The organism is Bradyrhizobium diazoefficiens (assembly GCF_016616885.1).
GTDB lineage: Bacteria > Pseudomonadota > Alphaproteobacteria > Rhizobiales > Xanthobacteraceae > Bradyrhizobium > Bradyrhizobium diazoefficiens_F.
Genome location: NZ_CP067102.1, coordinates 1,425,216 through 1,449,594, shown reverse-complemented (window position 1 = coordinate 1,449,594; position 24,379 = coordinate 1,425,216). Strand labels below are relative to the sequence as shown.

General features: G+C 58.2%; 20 protein-coding genes and 4 pseudogenes. 12 read left to right on the top strand and 12 right to left on the bottom strand.

Features of this window, described 5'->3' with window-relative positions:
• Nucleotides 1-13 precede the first annotated feature (13 nt).
• The 3 genes from JJC00_RS06705 to JJC00_RS38550 are packed head-to-tail and all read left to right on the top strand — an operon-like array spanning nt 14 to nt 3,194.
• Nucleotides 14-1,879: a competence protein CoiA family protein gene (locus JJC00_RS06705; RefSeq protein WP_200471918.1), complete on the top strand. Its 1,866-nt coding sequence runs from the start codon at nt 14-16 to the stop codon at nt 1,877-1,879.
• Nucleotides 1,880-1,894: 15 nt separating this feature from the next.
• Nucleotides 1,895-3,025: a DUF4238 domain-containing protein gene (locus JJC00_RS06700; protein ID WP_200471917.1), complete on the top strand. Its 1,131-nt coding sequence runs from the start codon at nt 1,895-1,897 to the stop codon at nt 3,023-3,025.
• A 43-nt stretch (nt 3,026-3,068) separates the two neighbouring features.
• Nucleotides 3,069-3,194 (top strand): hypothetical protein, encoded by a 126-nt coding sequence (locus JJC00_RS38550; protein WP_283816803.1) that lies wholly within the window; start codon nt 3,069-3,071, stop codon nt 3,192-3,194.
• A gap of 67 nt (nt 3,195-3,261) precedes the next feature.
• Here JJC00_RS38550 and JJC00_RS06695 read toward each other — a convergent pair.
• Both JJC00_RS06695 and JJC00_RS38875 read right to left on the bottom strand, forming a co-directional pair.
• A pseudogene (locus JJC00_RS06695) lies at nt 3,262-4,169 on the bottom strand (tyrosine-type recombinase/integrase); the annotation flags it as partial.
• Nucleotides 4,151-4,267 (bottom strand): annotated as a pseudogene (locus tag JJC00_RS38875) (branched-chain amino acid ABC transporter permease); the annotation flags it as partial. The pseudogenes JJC00_RS06695 and JJC00_RS38875, both read right to left, overlap by 19 nt.
• 2,015 nt (nt 4,268-6,282) lie before the next feature.
• Here JJC00_RS38875 and JJC00_RS06685 point away from each other — a divergent pair.
• Nucleotides 6,283-7,026 (top strand): hypothetical protein, encoded by a 744-nt coding sequence (locus JJC00_RS06685; protein ID WP_246774099.1) that lies wholly within the window; start codon nt 6,283-6,285, stop codon nt 7,024-7,026.
• Nucleotides 7,027-7,504: 478 nt separating this feature from the next.
• On the top strand, nt 7,505-7,921 hold the full coding sequence (locus JJC00_RS06680) for a hypothetical protein (protein WP_246774098.1): 417 nt from the start codon (nt 7,505-7,507) through the stop codon (nt 7,919-7,921).
• A gap of 81 nt (nt 7,922-8,002) precedes the next feature.
• On the opposite strand, the gene JJC00_RS06675 is transcribed toward JJC00_RS06680, so the two are convergent.
• The gene (locus JJC00_RS06675; RefSeq protein ID WP_200471915.1) at nt 8,003-9,286 is read right to left on the bottom strand and encodes an IS256 family transposase; all 1,284 of its coding nucleotides are present in this window, start codon (nt 9,284-9,286) and stop codon (nt 8,003-8,005) included.
• A gap of 307 nt (nt 9,287-9,593) precedes the next feature.
• Between JJC00_RS06675 and JJC00_RS06670 the strand changes: the two genes are divergently transcribed.
• Nucleotides 9,594-9,872 (top strand): hypothetical protein, encoded by a 279-nt coding sequence (locus JJC00_RS06670; protein ID WP_200471914.1) that lies wholly within the window; start codon nt 9,594-9,596, stop codon nt 9,870-9,872.
• 29 nt (nt 9,873-9,901) lie between these two features.
• Here JJC00_RS06670 and JJC00_RS06665 read toward each other — a convergent pair.
• Nucleotides 9,902-10,275, bottom strand: a pseudogene (locus JJC00_RS06665) ((2Fe-2S)-binding protein); the annotation flags it as partial.
• A gap of 71 nt (nt 10,276-10,346) precedes the next feature.
• Between JJC00_RS06665 and JJC00_RS06660 the strand changes: the two are divergent.
• From JJC00_RS06660 to JJC00_RS06635, 6 genes and pseudogenes are all read left to right on the top strand, one after another.
• Nucleotides 10,347-10,769, top strand: a pseudogene (locus JJC00_RS06660) (transposase); the annotation flags it as partial.
• Between the two features lie 108 nt (nt 10,770-10,877).
• Nucleotides 10,878-11,558, top strand: coding sequence for a hypothetical protein (locus tag JJC00_RS06655; protein ID WP_200471913.1), 681 nt, complete (start codon nt 10,878-10,880; stop codon nt 11,556-11,558).
• On the top strand, nt 11,551-12,288 hold the full coding sequence (locus JJC00_RS06650; protein WP_200471912.1) for an RES family NAD+ phosphorylase: 738 nt from the start codon (nt 11,551-11,553) through the stop codon (nt 12,286-12,288). Before JJC00_RS06655 ends, JJC00_RS06650 begins: the two co-directional genes overlap by 8 nt.
• A gap of 108 nt (nt 12,289-12,396) precedes the next feature.
• Nucleotides 12,397-13,974, top strand: a complete 1,578-nt coding sequence (locus tag JJC00_RS06645) for a phospholipase effector Tle1 domain-containing protein (RefSeq protein WP_200471911.1) — start codon at nt 12,397-12,399, stop codon at nt 13,972-13,974.
• 5 nt (nt 13,975-13,979) lie between these two features.
• Nucleotides 13,980-14,678, top strand: a complete 699-nt coding sequence (locus tag JJC00_RS06640) for an SGNH/GDSL hydrolase family protein (protein ID WP_200471910.1) — start codon at nt 13,980-13,982, stop codon at nt 14,676-14,678.
• Nucleotides 14,679-14,721: 43 nt separating this feature from the next.
• Complete coding sequence (locus tag JJC00_RS06635; RefSeq protein WP_200471909.1) at nt 14,722-15,753, top strand: S1/P1 nuclease; 1,032 nt, start codon at nt 14,722-14,724, stop codon at nt 15,751-15,753.
• A gap of 30 nt (nt 15,754-15,783) precedes the next feature.
• Here the strand turns inward: JJC00_RS06635 and JJC00_RS06630 are convergent, their stop codons facing one another.
• The 8 genes from JJC00_RS06630 to JJC00_RS06600 all read right to left on the bottom strand — a co-directional run bounded on the left by JJC00_RS06630 (nt 15,784) and on the right by JJC00_RS06600 (nt 23,788).
• Complete coding sequence (locus JJC00_RS06630; protein ID WP_200471908.1) at nt 15,784-16,212, bottom strand: hypothetical protein; 429 nt, start codon at nt 16,210-16,212, stop codon at nt 15,784-15,786.
• A 10-nt stretch (nt 16,213-16,222) separates the two neighbouring features.
• Nucleotides 16,223-16,501: a hypothetical protein gene (locus JJC00_RS06625; RefSeq protein ID WP_200471907.1), complete on the bottom strand. Its 279-nt coding sequence runs from the start codon at nt 16,499-16,501 to the stop codon at nt 16,223-16,225.
• 67 nt (nt 16,502-16,568) lie between these two features.
• Nucleotides 16,569-18,347: a phospholipase D-like domain-containing protein gene (locus JJC00_RS06620; protein WP_200471906.1), complete on the bottom strand. Its 1,779-nt coding sequence runs from the start codon at nt 18,345-18,347 to the stop codon at nt 16,569-16,571.
• A 43-nt stretch (nt 18,348-18,390) separates the two neighbouring features.
• Nucleotides 18,391-19,485, bottom strand: coding sequence for a hypothetical protein (locus JJC00_RS06615; RefSeq protein WP_200471905.1), 1,095 nt, complete (start codon nt 19,483-19,485; stop codon nt 18,391-18,393).
• A gap of 806 nt (nt 19,486-20,291) precedes the next feature.
• Entirely contained in the window at nt 20,292-20,798 is a 507-nt protein-coding gene (locus tag JJC00_RS06610) for a hypothetical protein (RefSeq protein WP_200471904.1), read from the bottom strand.
• On the bottom strand, nt 20,795-20,863 hold the full coding sequence (locus JJC00_RS38685; protein WP_349643542.1) for a hypothetical protein: 69 nt from the start codon (nt 20,861-20,863) through the stop codon (nt 20,795-20,797). Before JJC00_RS38685 ends, JJC00_RS06610 begins: the two co-directional genes overlap by 4 nt.
• A gap of 528 nt (nt 20,864-21,391) precedes the next feature.
• Nucleotides 21,392-21,523 (bottom strand): hypothetical protein, encoded by a 132-nt coding sequence (locus JJC00_RS37815; protein WP_246774097.1) that lies wholly within the window; start codon nt 21,521-21,523, stop codon nt 21,392-21,394.
• Nucleotides 21,524-23,005: 1,482 nt separating this feature from the next.
• Nucleotides 23,006-23,788, bottom strand: a complete 783-nt coding sequence (locus JJC00_RS06600) for a hypothetical protein (RefSeq protein ID WP_200471903.1) — start codon at nt 23,786-23,788, stop codon at nt 23,006-23,008.
• Between the last annotated feature and the right edge of the window lie 591 nt (nt 23,789-24,379).

The window sequence follows — 24,379 nt, the reverse complement described above, 5'->3', positions numbered from 1 at the left end:
AGCAAGCTGGACGATGTCTATACGCCTGGGAGAACTGTTTGCCTGTACGGAGCAAGGCGGCGCTTTCGTCGCCGAGTCTGCCGAGGGCCGACTCCTGCACATAGGCGAGGTGCCCTCCGGCCTCGCCTGCAACTGCGTCTGTCCCGGCTGCGAAAGGCGACTGGTTGCGAAAAAGGGAGATGTGCAGGCCCACCATTTTGCGCACCACGCTCAGCAGGATGGCCGGTCATGCGAATCCGCTGGCGAGACGGCCCTGCATAAGTTTGCGAAACGCATTTTGGATGAGCGCTTGGAAATTACGTTGCCAGCGCAGGTCGTGGAAGAGCAGAAGGATCGCGAAGTTGTTGTCCGGGCCGCGAAGCGCGCTTTCGATCGAGCGATTCTGGAAACCAAAGATGGGCAGATCGTTCCCGACGTCGTGCTGCTCTTACGCGATCGCCGCCTCATTGTAGAATTCAAAGTCACTCATCCGTGCGACCCAGAAAAAATCGCTCGGATCCAAGCGATGGATATAGGCGCAATCGAGATCGACCTCTCGCAATACCGCAACCACAAGCTCAGCGAGATCGCAGACGAGATACTATATCACGCGCCGCGAATGTGGCTGCACAATCCGCGGGAACGTGAAGCGCGCGCCCGCCTCGAAGAGCGAGCACTGCTGCGAGCAGAGGAGAAGCGGACGCAAATCGAGCATTATCGCAGCTCCTATCGCCATCGTTTACCGTCAAGCGTCCCCGGAAGCGGGGCCTGCGAATCGGCGGCCCGGGAAAACGGTCTCGCCGATCTCATCAACCTGCCTGTTGATGGAGCTGGTTGCTTCACCGTGGCCGTTGCGGAATGGCAAGCGGCCATTCTGGAAGCACTACTTGCTCCAACCAAGCCGCCCTTCCGAACCCGGAATGCGCTTGCGGCACTCCGAAGCAGACGATGGCTCGACCCGTCGTTTGCTGACATTTCGGACGAAATCGCATCTGGGGTGCGAGCGTCTGGAACTCCGTTCAATCCCCCGTTCGAAGCCGTCAAAGCATATCTAGCGCATCTCGAGCGCCTTGGCTTCGTTCATTCGGATCCGACCGAGATTTGGCGATCGTCACATACGCTAAAGGCGCGGATCGATAAGGCTCGCGAGCTCCGGGCGCGCCCGGTGAAGCGCACGCGCCAGCTTCGTCAATTAGTTGAGGAACTGATTGCCGATCTACCGGCAGACGAGGCCGCCGCTTTCGTATTTGAACAATGGTCCTGTTCAACACTCGTGAAACGCGGCCATTCACCTCAGGATGCGGTCGGCTTCGATGAAACGAGGTGGCGATCGTTCACAAACGACCTGGATAACATCGCGACCCAAATTCGATTCTCGCCGCGAGAACGCTTAGACCTGATTGGACTTCCCTACCAAGGCGCGCTGGCGCGCGCCCTCGAACGCCAACGCGCAGAGGAAGCCGAACGTCAACGCGCCAACCAAGCGAAAATCGAGGCAGATAGAGCTTCGCGTGTCGCCGATCTGCGGAATCGCGCGCTTCGACAGATCGGTGGGGACGCGGAAATCTGGCTCGTGGCGATAAACTCTAGCACTGGGGGACGCTCTCCCATCGAGGCAGCTTCAGATAGCGAAGCCGGTCACGAGGACGCAGTCAGCGCTCTTCATTCCCGAGCTCGTGAGATTGAGGTTCAGCATCGAGCGAGCGAGCGGAAGGCAAAGGCCGTCGCCGAGCTCGCCGTGCTCGCACAATCCCGGTATTACGACGACGAGCGGGCAACCTTATGGATGCGAGGCAGGAGGCGCGAACTGGGTGGTAAATCGCCAGAGGAATTCACGATTGACGATGCTACCCTACAGCGATGTGGTGAACTACTACCTACGAAACGTTCGCGTCGATAGGCGCTCGGATGTTCAGTGTCCATACACCGCGTCAAAGCAATGAACCGATCTTCTAAAAAACACCATTTCGTGCCGCAGGCGCAGCTTCGGCATTTCTCTGCAGATCCGGAACGCAATTTTCTTTACGTGTTAGACAAGCAAACGGGCCGCTCCTTCCGAACCTCGATACTCAACGCTGGCTCAGAAAACGACTTCAACACCATCAGTCTCGGCGCCAACAAGTGGAACTTCGAAGATCTATTCCAGGAGGTCGATACCCGATCGCCCCGTCTTATTGCGGAGATCCTCTCGCGCGAGTCGGTAGCCTGGCTATCCGAGGATGATCGGCTTGCTCTGGCCGACTTGTTCGCCACCCAAATGCTCCGCACGCATTTCAGTCGGACCACACCGGCGCACCTCGCCGATCGCCTTCGGGAGATCACACGGCAGCTAGGCTACGATCCGGATCAGGATCCGACCATGGCGAAGCCACCCGATGCCGCGCTGCGCCTTGGCGCAGTACGGACATTCCTCGATCGCAGCGAGCAGGTGGTCGCGCTTCTGCGCCTGTATCCTGCCCTCTACCGAGCGAATGGGGGCCGTAAGTTCATAATCTCTGATCATCCCGTCGTGCTGATGAATCCCTTCCCCTATGGAGAGCTTGGACTCACTTCGCACGGCATACTTGTCGTCCTGCCGATCTCACCCGAGATCATGATAGCTTTGCACTGTCCTACACTTGTGAAGCGCTACGAGTTGGCTGAACAAGCGGGTCTCGAGGCGGATCAAAAGGAACGAGTGTTCGGATACAGAGACGGCCTCAGGTCTGGCAACCCGATCGATATTGATGAAGAGACGGTCCTCTTCCTCAATCACGAGCAAACTATTCATAGTGCGCGGTATCTCTACGCCTCTACGGACACGTTCGGTCTCGCGCGCGAAGTGTTGGAACAGCAACCTCACCTTCGGTCCGTCACGACACACCTGACGTTAGGCGACTTGGGACGGCCGCCTAAGCGAGATTCAGGAATGCCGCCGGGAACACACCTCGTTGTCCACGGTCCCCGCCGATCACGGGGTGCTCGCAATCGACGAAATCGATTCTTCTGGAGAAGGGATCACCGCTCGGACAGGCCAGATCGCATTGTTAGCCCAAATGGCATCTGATCAGGGAATGCTCCGTGTCCAACTCTATATTGATGGACGCCCCATGCGCACCCTGGGCGCGGCCATGATCGAGCCTTTCGGAAACACCGCCGATGGCTGGTTCCGGGTGGTCCATCGTGATGCCAGCTTGAGAGAGTTAGGCAAGCATCTCGACCGCAACCGCCTGTAGCCTTCCTTTTCTGACCAGCAGGCCCCGATATCGAACGTCGAACAATTTGCGCCACAAGATCGCAACCTTACGCAGCGAGACGCGTCTCTTCTTCTACCATGGAGCTTTCGCCGATGGCTTGGCGTAGGAACCGCGCAAGAGCTGCTTTCCGGGAATCACGGTCAAGAGCGTAAGCGGTCTGTTTGAACTCGATCCCATCGAGCAGGCCTTGGATATACCCAGAGATCGTGTCAGCGGCCATGATGAGAGCAGTGTCGAGCGTGTGAATGTAATTGCTCGTAACGGATCCCTTCGAATGGCCAACCAATGCCGCGATGGTTACCTCGGTGAACCCAAGATCGTTCGCTATGCTCGCGAAGCTGTGTCGGAGGACGTGAGGCGTGATGTCGGCGGCGACGTATCCTCGAAGATTTGTTCCCAATGGTTCGGAAGCTTCCGAAGACATTGTCTTCGCCCTGCCCGGGAAAGACGTACGTTCCCACGTTCATGCGCCTACGATTTTCAAGATACTCGATGACTAGAAGGCCAACAGGCCTGATGGACATTCCCTCCTTGCTGTCGATTAGGCGCAGGCAGCTTGCGTCTGTGTCGGCTTCGACCCATTGCAGCTTGATCATCTCGGTGCGGCGTGAGCCGGTGAGAGCAATCTGCCGGATGATATCGACAGTCATCTCATATTTTTCGTCCTCGGCAGCCGATCGGAGGATGGCGCCGAGAGCTCGATACTCGGATTCGGAAAGTCGCCTGTCGCGCACGTTGTCCTTCGGCCGCCGCACGCCATGCGCTGGATTTACGTCGATGATCCCATTCTCGACCGCGTAGGTTAGGATTCCACCAAATAACCCCATCGTGCGCGTTTCGGTGCCGGCCCCGCCGCTCACGATCGCTTTGCCTCGCAGCTTCTTCGTCTTGACGGCTGCAGCGCGTTTTGCCCGCCATGATGTCTTTCAAAGCCTTGCTGCCATCAGCCTTGCGAGCGCGGCCAGGTCGACGCCGAGGCCGTAGGTGAGCGTGATCATCCGTGGCGTCGCGCGTCGACCTTCACCAGCGAAGCGCAGCAAGCTCGGATCGTCGAACCTAACAAAATGATATTCCCGATCGCTGTCGTGGGCGGTCTTTTTCCGGCCCCGAGCCGAACTCGGTTGCACCGCCCGAGATGCGGAAGCCTTCATTTGCGCCACGGTAAACATTGCGCATTCAACGCTTAGAGACGCCGCCAAACAGATGCGAGCACTTCGCGTGCAATTGAGGCGGATTGCATATCGTGTGGTTGTCACTGCCGTTCGAATCGCAACAGAGGTATCGGATCTACGCGCGCCAACCCGCGCGGTCGGATCGCTGAATTAATGTGTCGGGGTTCGCCAACATTCGCCGACGCTTATTCAACGGATATTCGACGACTTCTTCACGGCGGTTCTAAGTCGTTAAATTTTCTGGCGCTCCCCAGGGGAATCGAACCCCTGTTTCAGCCTTGAGAGGACAACGGCAAAGCGGCTTGAAGAAGTTGCGACTGTTGAGCCAATCACCTCCGAACCGCGAACTGGCAACCGCACCAGTTTCGCACCAGGAACGACCTGATCGAAACGCAACAAACGCGATCGAACGCAGGCTAAACCGCAGCAAAATCAATGAATGTGATCAATAGTCTGCCGCTCATAACGGTCTGGTTGCAGGTTCGAGTCCTGCCGGGCCACCAATGAAACCGCTTATCAGGTGCTGCTTCGCCGAATCGGAATCACCGCACGCCGCACCAGATATGCGTGCGCCTTTCGTTCCGGGCAGCTATTGGTCCAGTCTAAGAACGACTTGCTCGGGCCCCAGGAGCGCTCGTTTCCGGGTTTTGGGACGGCTCAATTTTGTAAACCGAAGGTCGGGGGCTAATCCCCTGAGCCGGCGCCAATTTGTGTCTGTTTCCAATATCGCTGACCAGCCAGAAACCTGCAAAACTGTCCCCGAAGGTGCCCCCGCTAAGCTGGAGTTCCTTGCCGTGCCCAAGCTGGCCCTGACCTCCCAGTTGAGAACGCTTCTCGCGCGCATCCGGCGGCCCAACGTGGACGCCATGAGTAGAGCGTCACATCCTTATCGAGGTTCGCCCGCGTCCGGGCTTTCCGCCATGCGGTTCTAACCGACTTTACCGCCCTACCCTCGAACTCGATGAAGGCCCGCTGTCCTTGCTGGGAAAGCAGGATGGCTTTGTGGAGCGGCGGCATCTTCGCCACCGCGCGCCTTGTTCTGCTTCTGCCGGACTTGTTGAATAGATGAGGCTGGCTTCGAAGTTGAACTGCACCCGATGCATTTGAAAAATCGCGGCAGGACGGGCCGTAGTCGCGATGAGAAGCACGTTCATGAGCCGGACGTGCTCGCGCAGCTCGCCGAGCAGCCTGCGCTGTTCCCCAAGGCTCGCAGGCCCGCCCACGGGTTCCTGCTCGCCAACCTCAACAGCGTGAACGGCGGGACGGAGAGGATCTCCCCGTTCTTCCACGACATACGGACTGCAGCGCGACCCGTGGAGATGATGTTGTTGTGCTCTGGGGTGCGAGACCCTGCTCAACCAAAACGGCTTTAAAGCGCTTCTGTTTGGTGAAGGAGCTTGTCGCCAAAGAGCGGAACCCGTCTGACCGGTCGCGGGCTCGACGCCTTTGATCGCGTAGCACCACACCTACCCGCTGTTAGACTGGGTGACGTAGAGCCCGGTTGGGGCACAGATCGACGCTTGGTGGCACCCCATGGCACGCGGCGCCATCATGACCTCGCCATGTCGGGTCAACAGTGCGTGCGATTCCGAGGTTGATCAACCCACCTCATAGAAATGCCCCACGACCTGAGGCCTGGTCAGACAATCTGAGCTGATGAAGTCATGCCCAAACTTCTCGGAATCACGAGCATTGTTGGCTCGGCGGTGCGCCCCATACTGGGCCGTTCAAGGCAACACGTCAGGCCAAACCGAAAGGTGCAGCGTCCGGAATTGCACTCACCAAAACAAGGAGGCGACGGCGTGTTTGGTGTGTGGCAAACTTCTTTACCAACATTTGGAAGGACTATTCGTCCAACAGAGCCGCTCGCAGCGCTTACGCTTAGGAGCAGTCGGATGATCACGCCGCTTCGACGCAACTGGAGTCCAAAAGAATTGTTCAATGCTCTTACGCCGGGGATGTTCAGCGCCGAACCGTCGGTTGTGCGCGCACGTTGGAATAAATTGTGGCCTGACCTGTACACGGAGTATGACGCCAGGCATTTGAAAGCCGAGTTATCCGTCCGCAATCTGATTGCCACCGATGAAGCTCGGGCGTTTTTTACTGTCTGGGCCGCGGACGAAGAGCGTCACACCGATGGCTTTGTCCGCATCATTGAACTTGTCGCCAATGGATCCGAGAGGAACCTCCGAGAGAGATTGGAGGCTCGACCGCATGATTTCGATACGATCAATGACCACCTCACCGACGAATTCTCTGTGATGGTTATGATCGCATTTGATGAGATGTGCACTTGCCATGCCTATGCCGCAGAGAAGCCGTTCTATACCGAACTTCGCAACGACATCTTCCTTCATTGGCTGCGAGAGGTGGTTGCTGACGAAGCCGTTCACTCGATGAACGCCGTTAACGTGATCCGCGCACGCTATCGCGACCGCGTTGGAGAAATTGGTGCAATGCTCGATAGGATAATCAGCCACCTTGATGATCTGAGCTACGCTGGCACCTTCCTGCTGGACTATTTCGGCGCCGTATACACGAAGGAGTTGCTCGACAAATGCCGCGTCGCGATCCTGAGAAATGTCGAAAAACCTCTCCAGGCCGTAGAGCGAGACAGATGGAGCCATCGCCCGAATTGAGGTACGTAGCGATGGCTGCCGAATCCGAACGAGAGATGTTGCCGCACATTCTTGCGGTCGATGAGTGAACCAGAACGAACTGTGTCTAACTTTGTAACGGTAATTCCGCACTCCCAGTGCAGATTGCAGCTTAAGCTGTGATGCTCTGAGTTGGGCGGGAGCCGGCACGATGAACTGGAGTTCACCATTTTCAGGACCAACGTGGCGCAACCCCTTTTCAAGGAGTGATCTCGCCGAACGGTCTCTAATGTTATAGAGCCCATTCAAACAATGGACATCGTTGATCGCGCGGTTGTGAGCTGGGTGGGCACAGCAGCCGGCACTTCTGTCGAGATGATTGGAGATGCGCTGGTCGACAATTCGCAGAGAGCCGGGCGCTGCCCGGGATACGACGATCGACCGGTAACGGCTCGACCTTCACTGCCCTTCGTGCGCTGCAGCTCTGAGCCCACCCGCAGCAAGCCTCGAGAGCCGCGGCATGGCCATGAAGTCTCTCGAGCACGATGATGCCCGGACTTTCACATTGCTTTTGAGTCAGGCGATGAGCTCAATGTTGAAAATTGCGGCGGTGGGAGCGATTTTCTTTGGAGAAGCCCTTTCGATAATCGCCGAGTTGATTGCCTCAAGGCAGTTCGGGAAAGCTGGCGGGCATCTCACAACGCTTCTGCCGATGTTCCTACTGATATCAGTCGGTGGTATCCTGCTTGTCTGCGGATACGCACTCGGCTACATGTATCTCAAGAATATCTGGATCATTGTCGCAATATCGGTGGGCGCAATTTTAGTGATGGAACCGATTCTGGCGCTTCTGCTCTTTCGAGACGTGCCGACAGCCGGTTCGCTGATCGGGCTGGTGTTCGGCGCGCTCGGCACGCTAGCTGCGATAATTTTCTGAGAGACGTTCAGCTCTCTTCTGATAGGTACGCACACGACGAAGACCGGAGCTATCGCTAAATTTTGGTGACGGCCTGGCCGGTCAGGCGGCGGCGGTTATGGGCTGACGGTCAGTCGGTTTGGCGATGACCTCGATCCCGTCGTTGAATGTCACACCGAGAACGAGTTTTGGCAACTGGTTGTGGCCATCGAGACGACGCCAGCTTTTCTGCGCGGCTTCAAGCAGTTTGAAGACCATCGCGAGCGCCGTCCTGTTGGACAGGCAACCCTTCGATCGGATCGTGCGGTGGCGCACGGTAGCGAAGGTGCTTTCAATGGGATTGGTCGTCCGCAGGTGTTTCCAGTGCTCGGCCGGGAAGTCGTAGAACGCCAGTAGCGTGTCCCGGTCCTTGCTCAGGCAGTCGGCCGCCTTCTCGTATTTGGGCGTGTAGCTCTCGATGAAAGCGTCGAACGCCAGTTCGGCGGCGGCCTTGGTTTCGGCCATCCAGATCTCCTGCAACGCGCGTTTGGCCTTCGGCTGCTGGCTCGTCGGCAACTTGGCGATCACATTCGCGGTCTTGTGCACCCAGCAGCGCTGCTCGCGCGTTTTCGGCCAGACCTCGCCGGCGGCCTTCCAGAACCCGAGCGCGCCGTCGGTGATGGCGAGCCGCGGCGGCACGTCGAGCCCGCGCCGCTTCAGGTCGAGCAGCAGATCGCGCCAGTCCTGCGCGCTCTCGCGGGCGCCATCGGTGAAGCCGACCAGTTCCTTGCGGCCTTCCGGCGTCGCGCCGATCAGCACAAGGATGCACTGCTTTTCGTCTTCGAGGCGTGCTTGGAGATGGATGCCATCGGCCCAGATGTAGACGTAGCGCTTCGTCGACAGATCGCGCCTCTGCCACGCAGTGTGTTCGTCGAGCCAACCGTCCTTCAGACGGCCGATAGCCGATGCCGACAACCCGGCAGCATCCTTGCCGAGCAGCGCCGCCAGAGCCTCGGAGAAGTCGCCGGTGGAGATACCCTTCAGGTAAAGGATCGGCAGCAGCGTCTCGATCGATTTCGAGCGGCGCATGTAGGGCGGCAGGATCGACGGAGAGAACCGGATGCGGTCGGGGTCGATAGCGTCCGCCTCGCGATCGCGTACACGCGGCTGGCGGACGGCGACCGGACCGATACCGGTCATCACCTCGCGTTCCGGCAGGTGACCGTGGCGCACGACGCGCTGGTGGCCGTCCGCGGTCTTCAAATCGGCATGCTTGCCGAGAAAGTCCGCGACCTCGGCCTCGACCGCCTGGGCCAACAGAGCACGCGCCCCATTGCGCAAGATTTCGGTGAGTTGATCGTCGACGTTTCCTGGTTGAATCAGCTTGATGATGTTATCTTTGGACACGGCATATCGCTCCTTCGGTGGAGAAGTGGAGGCGTCAAGCACCCCCACGATATGCCGCCTTTCCGATTCCCGCCGTCACCAACTTTCAGCGATAGCTCCGAAGACCGCCTGATTGACGCGTGCGCGCCGGCACGGCGAGCTCTATGAGAGCCTGTGCGTGAAGGTCAGACGGCTTGCTGATCGGGAAGGACATGTCATGTTCTCCCCTCCTGCACTCCGAGAGACTCACGCCTCCGGAGTGAAGGATCGGACATTGTCTTTGGCTTATGCAATGCCATCCCCATCGAAGGTCATGGAGATGCCAAGGTTGAAGCGCGACGTTAGCTCGTCCATCGACCTTGAGAAACTCGGTTATACCCATCTCGGAACGGTGGGCGGTAATCGAAACGATGCCCGACGAGTCAATCGATACGACGACGTGTGGATCGTTGACGGTCCCATGCGGCATCTGCGCGCCACCGGTTTCGTACACCAAGCCAGCCCGCAAGCCGGAAATCTCGGCAGCTACAGCAAACGCTGTAACAGCTGCCGTCGAGCGAAGGAATTGACGCCGGCTAACGTTCTCAAGTCTCACACCGGGGTTTGACGAAGTTGACGGTGCATGATCGCTCATCGTTAGATCCCCCTTGACGCCCTGCGAACCGCAGACTGGATCCGCTGGTAGCAACCGTAGCGGCAAATATTCCCTGCCATCGCATCGCTGTTCTGCTGATCGGAGGGTTCTTGATCTCGGCAAGGAGCGCCGCGGCCTGCTTGATTTATCCGGCCTGGCAGTAGCCGCATTGTGGAACACGCTCCTCGCGCCACGCGCGCTGAACGGGATGGTTGCCGTCCGCATCCAGGCCTTCGATTGTGGTGACTGGCTTGGCAACGTCACTTACGGCCGTGATGCACGACCGAACCGCGTCACTGCCGACGTGCACTGTGCAGGCACCGCACTGGGCAATTCCGCGCGCCGCTCCCGTCCGGTCGAAGTTGGTCAGACCGGCAAGCGCAGCGACTAAGCCGATAGAAAGCTCCAGTTGAACAAGGCGCGGCGGCGCACGTGCCCTTGGGCTAGGTCACTGAGCGACGCGCGGCAAAAGACTACGCCCAATGCATGCGCGAGCTCGTCGACATCCATTATCCCGGCGCCGAGACCATCCGGGTCGTCCAGGACAATCTATCGACCCATTCCGCCGGCGCCCTCTATCAGGCGTTCCCGCCTGCCGAAGCCAGACGGATCTTGCGGCGGCTCGAGTTCCACTACACCCCCAAGCATGCAAGCTGGCTCAACATGTGAGACGAGATCGGCGTCTTGCAGGGACAGCGCCTCGATCGCAGAATCGACGACCCCAAGCGACTGCGCCGCGAGATCACCGCTTGGGAGTGGCAGAGGAATGCCGCACGCTCCCGCATCAAATGGATGTTCACTACAGAAAAGGCCCGCGCTAGCCAAAAGGCAAAAAGTGCTCCCGGCGACGTGATCGGGCTGCGGTCATGATTGACAACATCGCAATCAGTAGTGAGCCCTGTGCGACTGGCTTTCGAAGGCTCTTGATTATTGCGGTTATCGCACTATATTGATAACCGAGATAACCGGAATGAAGCCATGACGGCCGCACAAAATGCTCTTGAGCGCTCGGGTGTCGGAACCATCACCGGAACTCCCGATGAGGTACGAAAAAAGCTGGCCCACCTGTCAGTGGACCAAGTCGTTGCTTTGACATTGCAGCATGGCAACCACGCGCTCGCTCACGTGCTCTTGGACACGGTTGCTGGACTTACCGCGCTCATTCCTAGCATTATTGAGCGCCGCCACGAGGCAAAGTACCGGTCGATTATTGAGGCTCTGGTGCCAGACATTCCTCCGCCCCGGCACAAGCTGATTGAAGCTCGGATGACGGCGGAAGCCCGCAAGAGCGTGATCGAGACCGGCGAGTGGATGACGGCGGCACAAATCGCCGAGATCGCTGGCTTTAGCACCACCAACCCGAGCGCCCAGCCGAACAAGTGGAAGCGAGAGGGACAGATCTTCGCCATACATCATCGTGGCACGGACTATTTTCCAGGCTACGCCCTCGACGCTTCGACCGACTATCGACCAAGCAAGGGCCTGGCACGGGCGCTGAAGGTCTTCCGCGGAAAGAAGGACGATTGGGGACTTGCCTATTGGTTTGCGTCGGTCAACAGCTTCCTTGGCGGCAAGCGGCCGCAGGATTTGCTGATTAGCGAGCCCGATCGCGTTGTCGCAGCGGCTGAGGACGAGGTAGCCGGCGTGCTCCATGGCTAAGAAGAAGTCCGGTATACGCCGCCCGGCTGCCCGGACGAAGGGCGCCAGGTCTGGGCCAACCCCGCCTTCCCCATCCCCACTCTCGGTCGTGCCGGCTCCGCCCGCCGGTCTTGCCAATCTGGTGAACATGATGACCTGGCCGAAAGGCCAGGTCATTCATCGGATCCACCCAAAAGCCTATGACAGCAGCCAATTCAATCCAGGCCCACATGGCAATGCCCGGTTCAGTCCGATCAAAGCTTCAACCGGCGCAAACATCCCTACTCTTTATGGCGGCACGGCCTTCGATTGCGCCGCTATGGAAACCGTCTTTCATGACGTGCCTTTTCTCGCTGGACTAAAGACCTTCGACAAGCAAAAGCTGGCCGGCCACGTTTATTCACAGGTGACGCCGAAAAGAGACCTCAAACTCGTCGATCTCAGCGTGACGGCACTCAAGAGACTTGGGCTTCCACGCAGTCAGCTCATCGATACCGAAAAGAATGAGTATCCGAACACCCGGAAATGGGCCGAAGCAATTCACGCTGCTTGCTCCCATGCCGAGGGACTTTGCTGGGTGTCTCGCCAGGATGATCGTGCTCTGGCGATCGTGATCTTCGGCGATCGCGTCGCCGCGGCGGATCTATCGCCCGTGGGCGCTCCGCTGGATCTGCTGACCATCGACGCCGTGTACGCAGACGTCGTCATTCTCGCGGACAGGATCGGCGTCAAGCTTGTCGACGGCAAGTAGCGAGGCAACCGTCCTGGGCTTCAAGAGTAAGGCAGGTCACACTTCGACTTACGCAATCTGTGATAATAACTAGGGTATTGGCGCACTTTTTTGGGGGGGTAGCGTGCAATGCCGAAAAATATTCTCATTTTCTCCGACGGCACCGGACAGGCCGGCGGCATCAATTTCGACGAAGCCCGAACCAACGTCTACAAGCTCTACCGGGCCTGTCGTGTCGGTCCCGACACCAAGGTCGAGCCTTCGGAGCAGGTCGCCTTCTATGATCCTGGTCTCGGCTCGGCATCAGACGGCGGTCATTTCAAGATCGGCTGGATGCGATGGCTCTACAACCTCGCCAGCATGGCAACGGGTCTCGGCATCACCCGCAACATCGTTGACTGCTATGCCGCGATCATCAGCCTGTATGAGCCCGACGATCGCGTCTATCTGATCGGGTTCAGTCGCGGTGCCTACACGGTGCGTTCCGTCGCCGGCGTTTTGACCTATTGCGGCATCCCGCAACATTTGCCGGACGGCTCACCGCTGAGACGCGATCCGAAGAGCCTGCAAAAGCTGGCCGAGCACGCCGTCAAGGACGTGTATCAGTTCTGCCCCTCCTATCGCCGGAAGGACACCAAGGGCTACCGCCAGTTCCTGCTCGAGACACGCGACCTCATCGCAGGCAAATTCAGGCGCGAACATGGGAGTTCACGGACCGTCGGCGAGACCGAGCAGGCCAATGTGTTTCCCTACTTCATCGGCGTCTTCGATACGGTTGCGGCTCTCGGTCACAAATATCTCGGCCCCGCGCTCGTGGCGCTTGGCATCGCCGTCCTGGTGGGGCTGCATTGGGGAGGCCGTGCGCTCGAGCCGTACTTCCCCTGGGCCGGATGGGCCGCTCGGATCCTGAGCTACCTCGGCGTCGCGGCCGCGCTGATCGGCTTTCTGATGAACTATTTCAAGATGGCCCCGCCGTTGCCGGGCTACAGCTTAGCCAGGCGCCTGCTGACGCTTCACCTGGCACCACCGAAGCACAAATTCTACGACACCACTTTGAACCCGAATGTCGGCTACGCCAAACTTGCGATCTCGATCGACGAGAACCGTGCGGATTTCAAGCGAGTGCCCTGGTCGCCGACGGCGGAGAAACAAGATCGGCGCGATGCCCAAGGCAATCTGTTCTTTGAACAAGTGTGGTTTCCGGGCGTACATGCCGATGTCGGCGGGGGCTATCTGGAGAACGAAGCCAGGCTCTCCGACGTGGCTCTGAACTTGATGGTCGCGGGCGCCTCGCTGATTCCAGACGGGCTCAAGCATGACGGCGGCGTCCTCCGTCTTTTCCCAAACCCTGCCGGCCAACAACACAACGAGCAGGCCGGTGGATTCTTGAAGGCTGGCGTGCGTCAGCTTCCCGTGGATCCAAACACCGGTGCGTCAAGCTCGCCAATACACAAATCGGTCTATCGGCGGTTCGAGGTCGGCCTGGTGCTGCTGTTCGACCGCATGGCGGCGTACCTTCCCGACAACATGCGGGTACACGTGGACTTCAGGCATTACTTCGATCAAAGCGCTCCGCAGCCGCCGAAATGCGTCGCTGATGACGCGAGTTCAAATGGGAAAAGGCCAACCATGTCGGTCGCCTCTAGCGTAATGGCCCCGTCACATTTCAACGCCAAATTCCATCGTAACTCTCGAGTGCGTAGGTGAACCTCATGCCCGAAGTCGATCAGGCCGCCATTCCGGCCCAACCGATGCGGTTTCAGCACCACATGCGGTGGCTGTCGGGACGCCTGGCCGGCGTCGGAGCGATCAAAATCGTGGCGATCGGCTCGTCCACCACGGCTGGTGAAGGCGACATCGTGCCCTATCCGCAACGTCTCGAGTGGGCACTGCGAGCAAGCTTCCCGGGGAGAAACTTCGATGTTCTCAACCGCGGGGTCGGCGGTGAAGAAGCTCCGGACGAGTTACGAAGGATTGAACGCGACGTACTCGGCGAGAAACCATCGGTCGTGGTCTGGCAAGTTGGTACCAACGCGGTTTGGAAGAACCAGGATCTGGACGCCACCGCCGCCGCGATCGAACGCGGTCTCGAGATGTTCGCAAATGAATTGATGGACGTCGTGCTGATGGATCTTCAGTACGTGCCGGCCGTGCTCACTCCGACAATGGAGGAGCGAGCGCACCGAATGGTCACATTGATTGAGACAGCAGCCAGCCGGTCCGGCTTCCCGGTCAACGTGTTTCACCGCTTCGCATTGATGAAGCAGTGGCACGAGACAGAACGGACCTCCTTTGACCGGATGGTCGATCCCACCGACCCCGACCGCCTCCACCACAGTGACTGGAGCGCCCGCCGGATGGCAGAGGCGCTCGCCAACACAATCGCGATCGCCGCGACCGCAGGCTCATGAATCGAACGAAGTATCGAACTTTTCCCACGAGAGGATCCCGATCATGGCTAGAATTGCCGCCACCATTGTTGTGCTCTTGAGCCTGTTCTTGGCAAAACCTGCATCCGCTTGGGGACCCGACGGACACCGCTTGGTCGGGTCGATTGCTGACCAGTTACTGACCCCGAATGCCAAGCAGCAGGTGAAGACCTTGCTGGGCGTCGACCTTCGGGAGGCGGGGCCATGGCTCGATTGCGTGAAGAGCGTGCACAGGCAAAACGACGGCAGCCTCACCTATGTCGTGGATCCGCGGTACGAACCTCCCTGCACCCCCTTCGCAAACGACCGCAACGCCATGGTCGATTATGCCGGCCGAAATTGGATCGATTGCGTCTATCCGGAAGGCGCGAGCGCGACCGCCAATCTCGGCTGTCACAATACGTACCACTTCGACGACGTGGCCGTTCAGCGCGACAAATTCGATCGAAACTATGCAGGTACCAATGATCATGATCTGGTCGCGGCTACCAACGCCGCGATCGCCGTGCTGCTTGGCCGGCCGGCTCCGCCCCCCTTCGACATCAAAGACAAAAAGGAGGCTCTGTTCATACTCGCTCATCTCGTGGGCGACATGGCACAGCCGCTTCATGTCGCTGCGCCCTACCTCGATCCCAACGGAAGCCTGGTCGATCCGGACGTCACGCACACCATCAACCCGTCGACCGAAACTGCGGGCGGCAACTGGATCCACGATAAAGCCATCACTGTCGGAAGCGACGCGTTCCATCATGCCTGGGACGACACCCCATCCGATCTGGGAGATACCGCCCCCCTGGCCTTGGTGAACGTCGCAAAGGCCGTTCCGGCCGATACGGATCGCATCGAGAACTGGTCGGCAATTTGGGCCACGGACACGATCGCGGTGGCAAAGCAGGCGATGTCGAACGTGACCTACACGAAGATAGGTCCCAGGAAGTGGACGATCTCCTTCTCGGATCGAGTCGCCTACCTTCAGTCGGCGGATGCTATCAAGCGACAGCAGCTTGCCAAGGCGGGAGCCCGTCTCGCCGAGATCGTGAACCACATTTGGCCCTAGTCAGAAACACACTTTCGCGGGAACGATCCGTCAATCTTCGTACTCGGTAGCCGCGGGCGGCTCTTTGGGCGACGGCTCGGGCGTCGTCGTAGTCTGCTTCTTGATCCGCATCGCCAGGATAGTCGCATAAAGATCACGCGGCGAGGCCTTGTCGAGGTCCTGCAGATCACGATAGTTGGCCAAGAAATCCAGGATGCTCGGCCTCAGTGGCCGTGTGTCTGTCGGCGCTCGCGTTTTGAGCTTCCGGTCGAGGTCGAGCTTGGTGAGCTCGATTGCGTGCTTACGCCATTCGACCTCTCGATCTTGTCTGTCGCGCGCACCTACGACAAATTTGGTGATCACCCCTGTAACGACGGCAACGATCACGGCGCCGGTCGCACCTACGACGGCTGTTACGACTGTCAACGTAGCCGGCTGAAGCTTGGACAGCTCTTGAAAAAGCTCTTGAAGCGCGCTCATGGAGAGGATCTCAGGCTGACATGGCTCCGCCCGCCTGACCTTCCGTTCTGCCGACAATGAATTTCCGTTCCAGGACCTTTCCGGTCGAATCCTTGGCGATCACGACCAATTCTGCCCCGCCCACGCCCTGCGGCATCCGCATCTCTTCGTGACACGGTGGGTCGGGACAATCGCTGTCGTGCACCACCTTCCCGCTCAGCCGGACGGTAATGCGGGTCACGCCAATGCCACCCAGGATCGTGAACCGGAAATTCCCGCCTTCGACAGGCGGCTTTGCGTCCAATTCCATTCGTGAAACCATTCGCTAGTGAAGGGATAGCGTACCCTACTCAGCGCCGCAGTGCTTTTATTGAACGCTACTGTGGACACCATACTGCCAGGTGCTTCTTGCGCGAAACGGATAGATAGCGGCCCTGCCACGCGGGATCGTCCGACAAGTGCGACCACGGTACCTTGCCCTGATCGAACTGCCGCTTGACGTAGGCACGCCAGGAATAGTGCTCATATGTGGCAAGACAGGCGACGCTATACGCCTCCGCCAGCGATCGATTGCCGTGCACCACGACAAAGTTGTCGTCGTTCTGCTCGCTGGCGGAGCCGGAAAAGTTGTGGGATCCGGTGACGACCTTGCAGTCGTCTGAAAAGGGGTCGATCACAATCATTTTTGAGTGCGTAATCGCATGACCGATGCCCGGATTCTGGTTGGGAAACAGAAACTGATTGCGCGTCACCTCACCAATCCAGTCCGAAAAGGACTTCACGACGCCTTCGGGCTGCACCAGAGCCGTCTCAAATTCATGGGACTCGGTATCGACACCTCTCAGCGAGAATTTTTCGCGGTTATCCGACGTGACGGTGCTGACGACACCCCTGACGTAGATCTCTGAGGCCCTTACGACGATATCAGCGAGTGGGTCGGGACCGGGCTGGAACATCACATAGAGGATCATGTCCTTTGCGCCCGTCACGAGCTCGATGAGCGCCTCGATGTCGATACCCTTCCCGACATTCTTCTTCGACTTGTTTCGGACCCGGGTGAACCAGACGTCTGTCCCGTTCGCCGGACGGGGCGATTTGGCGTTGTCGCCCACGAGATCCGGCGTGAAGTCGCTGCCAGCATCTTTCAGACGGCCCCATTGCTCGAAATACAATCCGGCGATCTTTGGGTCGACAAACAAAATTCCGTTATTGGCCTGGGTGCAGAGGCCGGTCGGCGCCCAATTCGTGCTTCCGGTCCAAACCTTCATTGCGACGTCGCCTTTGGTGGACACAACGATGGCGAACTTGTTGTGCCCCAGGCCCTTCGAGCCGAGAATCCTGTCGTGGACGTCAACGCCGGCTGCTTTCAGCTCCTCGCGGGCATCCGCGTTGCCGTCGCCCCCTTTGTCGGAGCCATTCGAGAGGACCAGGTGTGCGCGCCGCTTCAAAAGCTTCAGCCGCGCGATCAGTTCCTCATCTGACAGCTCGTAAATCGCCAGATAAAGCTCCAGTCTGGGATCCCCGATGACTTCATCGAGCAAGCGCAAGAGCGCCAACCGAAGTTCACCCGACAGAAATCGCCTCAAAGGCTCTTCGAGGTCGGCTATGTGATCCTTGATGTCGCGCGGTTTCCAGTTCTTCTCACGCGCGATGCGTGCGACGAATTGAGACATGACGAAGCCACGATTGAAATACGCCTCTATGCCGTTGCCGGCCTGGCCATTCACCTCGATGGCTTCGGTCCAGCCGGAATCCGCCAAGGATACCAGCGTACTTTCTCCGACAATGCCCTCCCCGGACGATCCCACCGCGTTGATGCGATAGCGGACCGTCTGGCCGTTGTTGGCGCCGTGATCCGTCCATTCGTATCTTTGGAACGGCCATACGTTCGACGGCCGTGAGCTGTTTGCGTCGTCAGCGCCATCGGCGGCCGGCTGATCGGTGAAGCCCACGCGATTGCGCAGGATCTCCGTGGGCGACCAATTCCCACCCACCTGGCGCTGACGCTCAATCATGAAGCCCAGGCATCCCGGGATCGGCACGTCCGAAGCCCCACCGCTGGAGACGCGCCAAAAGAGCTGGACGTCGTCGCAACCATGATAGGCAGTTGCTCGTATCTGAATTCCATTGACTGTATTCGAAACCGCAACCGGCATTGCGATGTCTCCTCCCCTCGATGGCCATTTGACCGTTTGTCTGTCAGGCCCTGCTCAGGAAGCTGGTCGACACCTTCATCGGCTCGTCGGCCAGCGCAAACATCAAGTTCTGCAGCGCTATGCCAGAATGGAGCCGCAGCACATCCCCGATCTCCTTCGCGTCCACCGTGAACCTCACCTTGAGCAGACAGGCCGCGCCGTCCTTCTTGCGAGCCCTCGCCAACAGGTTGCGGACGGTATCGTCGACCTTGACGCCTTTCTTGGAGGGGATGGGATCACCATTTGCATCGTATTCGGCATCGCATTGCCAATAGCGATCCTCGTCGAAGAAGATCATTGGCGTGAACGATTTTGCGTCGGGGACGTAACAGTTTCGCTCGGCGTCCTCGAAGACTTCGCGCATCGTGCCGCCGCTGCCCCGCGCGTAGACAATGCCGGCGCGCGAGTTGGTGATCAGCGTCTCCTCGCGAATGCTATTGAGGATGAACTTGGCGTAATGCGTCGCAAAGGGCGTGGTCGGCTCTTGACCATAGAGCCAGGTGGGCACACCGAGGCTGAGGCTCGGCTTGGCCGGTGCACGCTTCCTGGCGTCCAGAGCGGCGTTGATCCAGCGCCTCGCGTCGTCGAATTGCGTCTCGTGGCCCGGCGCGATCCCCCCGTCGCTGGTCACGAGCTGATCCAGCACAGGAAGCAGGGGCTCCTTCCCGAGGGTGAACAGCGCCGCTGTGAAGTCCGCATCGTCGGCGCCTGCGAAAGTTGCGCCGACGTGGGCGGCCTCCATCGCACCGGGGCCGCCGCCCGTAACGATCATAAAGCCCTGTTCAGTCAGGTAACGCGCCAGGCTTGCTACCGTCGCATAGGCCGGTTCGGCCCGTGACAGCTCGTGCCCACCCATAATGCCGACAAGCTTTGGCGTCTCCTGCGTCAGGAAGCGCCTTAGCGCGTCAGATATGTTGGCATCGTGGCCGGCCTGCTTCCTCCGCACGTTCAGAGTCGCCGGGTTGTCAGCGCCGTCAGCGACATATTGTCGGAAGACCCGGAAATCCCAAGCCTCCGCCAGTCCCATCCTCGAAGTTGGATCGTAGCCGCGCAGAAGATCTTCGGAAGAATACAAATCGGTGGGCAATTCGTAATCCAAGGGGATGCTCCTAAAAACTCGGGTCAAATCGAAGGGATGGGGAATCCGCCCATCCGGACGCCAGCCGCCAAGCGGGGCAAAACCTTTTCAGTGTAAGGTCAAATGCGTAAACTACAGGTAGAGTTTGACATTCACTTCGCAGGTAGGCAAGGCCAAAATTCCTTTCTGCCACGGCCATCCGGAACGATCGTCAGCCGCCGCTCGCTGGCTCACTAAATTCGTCAAGGGCGCGCCGGCAGTGCGCTCACTGTAATTGAGAGCCGGACGGCGGCGAGCGGGCGCCTGGTTGATTTCCGGACGCGTCATGAACACAGTGAAGGTGACGATGTCGGCCGTCCGCTTGCGAAGGCTACCTAGACACGATGCTGTCGGCCCCTTTGATGGGGCAGTATTACAATGCGAACATCAAGGGTACCGGTAAGGATGGTCCGTACGACTGCCGGACACACAGGGTGCCGAGCTACTAGATTTCTGGATAATACCTGTAAGGATCGTTCACCCCGCCATCGCCTCGCGGTTCGAGCTGCCCGCTATCGACCAGCATCCGATTTCTTAATTGACCTGCTGCTGATACGCTTTGCCGTGGATGCGCCCGCGCAAGATCAATCTCTGACCGTCCGGGCCCCTTTTCAATCAGGGTTTAAGAACGTTGATCTGGATCATTTGAACCTCCAGGAGAGGCGTACCAATAATCACCTAAAATTAGGCCGCGCTAGTTTACTCGGACATTTATTTTCTGTTTGTTTTAGCTTCCCACACAGGGCGACCAATAGTACACCATCTGCGGTAGCCCTCTTCGCAGGGCCTTACTCGGGCTTCTCCAATCCTTTTTCACAATATATGCGGTGAAACAGGTTAATCACCTTCGCGGTGTACGCATTGATGTCGTTTGCCGCTTCGAGCAGGCGCTCACACGTGGACGTGGCGCTCATAAGCTCAAACTGACCTTCGCCAGTTCGTTCGTACATCCGAAGCTCGAATCTGTGATTACCCTGCTTATCGACTTCGAGGTTGGCCCAGCCGTGAGCCATAAATTTTCGAACATCGTCGAACTGAGCGAGGCCATCGCACACTTCATCCAGCTCGGCTTTGTAGGTTTCAAATCCCTCGCGCTCCGCAATTCGCTTGGCCGCTTTCAGCCTGGCCTCGATACGGTAGGGAAATTTCAGCTCCAACTTGACAGCGATGTCAGCTAGAAGAAACTCCACTTGAGAATACGAGGTTATGATGCGTCCACGCAGGTAAATGATGTCGTCGACAAGTTTCTTCTGCTCGTCGGATACTTCGTCGGAATTGAGTGGCTTACCTATCATTTCGACAATCCCTTGAACGAACTCGCCCGGAGCAACCCTTCCGAGGTGATGTCCCGGTACCCCACGTCAGCGAAAAACTTGGGCTCGACCCACGTCGCTTTAGGTTTTTTGATGCCTTCGTCAGCTTCTGTTTCGGGCTCACCACTGTATCGAGCTGCTTACGGATCTCGCTTGAGACCGTCGTAGACCAGCCCGTGCCCACCTTCCATGTAAACCAGCTCTTTGCCTTCCTGTTTCCCAGGTAAAGAGCCGCGACACCTGTAGGGTCTTTGATGAATCCGGCCGCGGGAACTTTCCCGCGCTGGACGGTTTTGATTTTCAGCCAAGCTTCGTTCCTCTCCGAGCGGTATGGCGCATCTGCGCGCTTTGAGACGTTAGTTCAGATTCGACGGGGCTTCGAACAGTTGTAGAGAACCGGAGGTTCGAGCTGATAGGTATCGAACAGACTTTTCAGGATGGCCTTGCGCCCAACCCTTCGGCCTCTTCCGGAGGTCTTGGCCATCGAGCCACAGAAGATCAAAGGCCTAGTACAGCAAACGGTCCTGGTCGCCTCTGGCGAGGTTTGCCTGCAGTTCGGAGAAGTTGGTCCAGCCTTAATGAACGACCACCACCTCACCATCGATGATCGCCTGCCCGGGAATATCGAAGGCTCCTGCAATGACTGAAAACCGTTTGGTCCAGTCCGGACCGTTGCGGGTGAACGCCTTCCGCTTACCCTTGTTCAAATGGATTTGAACCCGATCGCCGTCGCTTAATTTCGTGGAGGTAGTCGCCTTTCGGCGCCTTGGTCCTGAAGTGTAGCCAGTTGGGGCTCAATGAATCCGGGCATCTCCGCTGACGCGGCACGCACGCGGGATGTCGGACGCCTAATCATACGCAACTAAAACCCAACAAATGACCTCAAGTAACGCAACGCCCCAGGTGCCAGTTCGTGCCCTCGCCAGAGCAAGACGCCCCCGAACACGATAGCAATCAGTAGCCGGGTGTAAACCGCAACCTCCAAGGGCCTTCGGACGGCCTCAATGGCTTTGGCCCCCTTGGCCTGGATGCTAACCCGCCAGAACCTGATATTCAGCTCGGGATCACTCATGGCGCAGCTCTCCATATTTTTTCGAGCTGGCCTCTCGGGGGCGAATTACTTGTGCCAAAGGATTTGCCTGACAGGCAAGCGAAATACGGTGCACGTTTTGGCACTGGTACAGCTCTGCGACCACGCAGTGACTGACAGGTGGCAGCGAAATCATCGCCCCACCGATCTTAACGCTGGAGCATGTTTCAACAGGACTGATGATGGGTAGGACATGTCACAGCTCTCCTCAAAAGAATTCAGAGCTGCCTTGTCCGGGGGATTTCCATTTGTCGGGGTTATCGTTGGGAGTGCAAGGGGGGTGGAGTCACTTTAACACCGCCCGCTCCCATAAAGCACGTGTCACGCTGTTCGCTTTTGGTACCAACGACTTAGCTAATTTCAATCTCCTGTGGATAGCCGATTAACCTGGCGCTCTGCCTCCCAATTCTCTTGGGAGCAAACGCTCCAAAATCCGAGGCAGCCAGGCACGCCGCTTCGGCCTATCCCCACAAACATGAACTCGCCCGGTACAAACCCGATCTCCTTCCAGAACGCGATCAGAAGCTCTTGATGGGTGTGCCGAACATCGCTTCCCACGTACCGCGGTCCATCGAGTGATACAGGCGGTGCTCACGCTTCGTGACGGGCAGGACAAACCAGTGGTGAGCCTTCAAGCCCCTTCCCGGTTTCCCAAAACGCGTTGCCAAGAGGGTGATGGAGTTCTTGAGCTACCGTACCACTGACCACGGACCGAAATGCGCCTTCTGACATCCGCTCATGAAGGTGGCGGAGGAAGTCCCTTTCGGCGGTGCTTGGCTTGCTCAGCACTCGGTCACAATTTTGAGAAGCTTAGATTTGATCTTCTGCTTGAGCCAAGCACGACCGGTTAGCCGTTTGAGGCCCAGCAGAACCCTTCCTTTCAGTGAGGGCCGTCAGCTCACCGTGGAGCAGCTTGGCATGCGTCGAGATGTTTGCGTACCGGACGCGCGCCGGGATAACCGCGTAGAATGTAGGGCGTTCGATTGCTCCAGTTTTTCCTTGTTTCCGCCAGTCGTCGCATCGGCGGAGCCGCACCGACTGGAATGCGGCCCCTTGCGAACATCCAGAGTCAAACAAGCGAATCCGTCAACCGTTCTGCTTAAAGCGTCGGCACGGTCATGGTGCGAAACTTCGCAACGTTGACCGCGACCTCTTGATTGTGAAGGTCTAATCCGTCAACGCGCGCTGCGCGGAAGTGAATGTGATTATCAGAAAAGCTAAATTGGAAAACACAGCGGTCTTCGGACTGAAACCCTGAATGAGACTCCGGCACAAGGAAGCGATTAACGCCCACTTCCTTCACTGACGTGCCGGGGTGAAAGACGCTGCCACCCGTAGTCACCGACAGTTCGACTATAAGCTTGCCTGGATCACCCTGGATGCCGATGATCGAAATCCTAAACCGGTCTAATCCCCCCGAGGTCTCCCAGTAACTGCCTACTTTAATTTTGACATCTAGGACCTCACTCTCGGCCTTAGGCGGCAATGCGGCCTCAAAATCGATCGGTGGTCTTTCCTTTCGCTCCTCAAGGCCTGGCTTGATATTTTCGGCTGCATTGAGCTGCGGTGCCGGCGTACGAAATTCTGGAAACCGCTTCTCGAAACTCCTTTGAGCCATCCTGTCCATGATGGGTGCCATCAGGTAGAAGGCGGCATTAGATCCGCCGACAAGCAGTGCGGGGATAGCTAGGATCGACAATATTATATTCGCGCTATCAATACTTGTCTGAAAAACTCCGGGCAGATTTATGTACAACGCAATAAGAACGCCGACGACGGCGCAGATTGCGCTGCACACGGCAGACACTGTCTGCATAACCTGACCACGGTTCGCGAACCATTGAGCCATCGAATACCCCGACATCGGCTGCTTTTTTCGCATAATCGGTTCCCAAATGCTAGAAGTCGGCGCAAGATTCTCGCCTAACCAAACATCTTCAACCTTTGCACCATTGTAGCGATTTCACTCATGGTGCAGCGACGAGGGGTATCACCGCATGAACGGACTCAAAGAAGCGCGGTGTAGCCTGATCACTTGCGATGTTGCGATGGTGACATCCTCACGGAGACGCCCATGGCGATCGACGACGCGCGCCCCGCGCCTGTGGGTCTGGGCTTTCTTCAAGCTGGCGAAAAGATGCCCGCGGAATTCCTCTCGCGAGGGTTTGCCCAACTGCGAGGAGGAGAAACTTGGCCACTATCGGCCTGAAGTCCTCACGGACTCAAACTACCACGCTGATGAGGACATCGACGGCGATTAAGATGCAGGCCATGGTACAAGTGCGACTGGGATCACCGGCTCATGCAGTGGACCAGAGAAACACCCGACCCCGAGAACTTGCCCTGCCCTACGTGCGAGTTGCTTCAATTCCCCTGAGCTTCTGAGGACATGACGACCGCCAGGTTCAAGTCGGACAACGGCGTCATCGATCCTCCGGAGCTCGATCTCTTCAAATGGACGGCAACGCCCGGC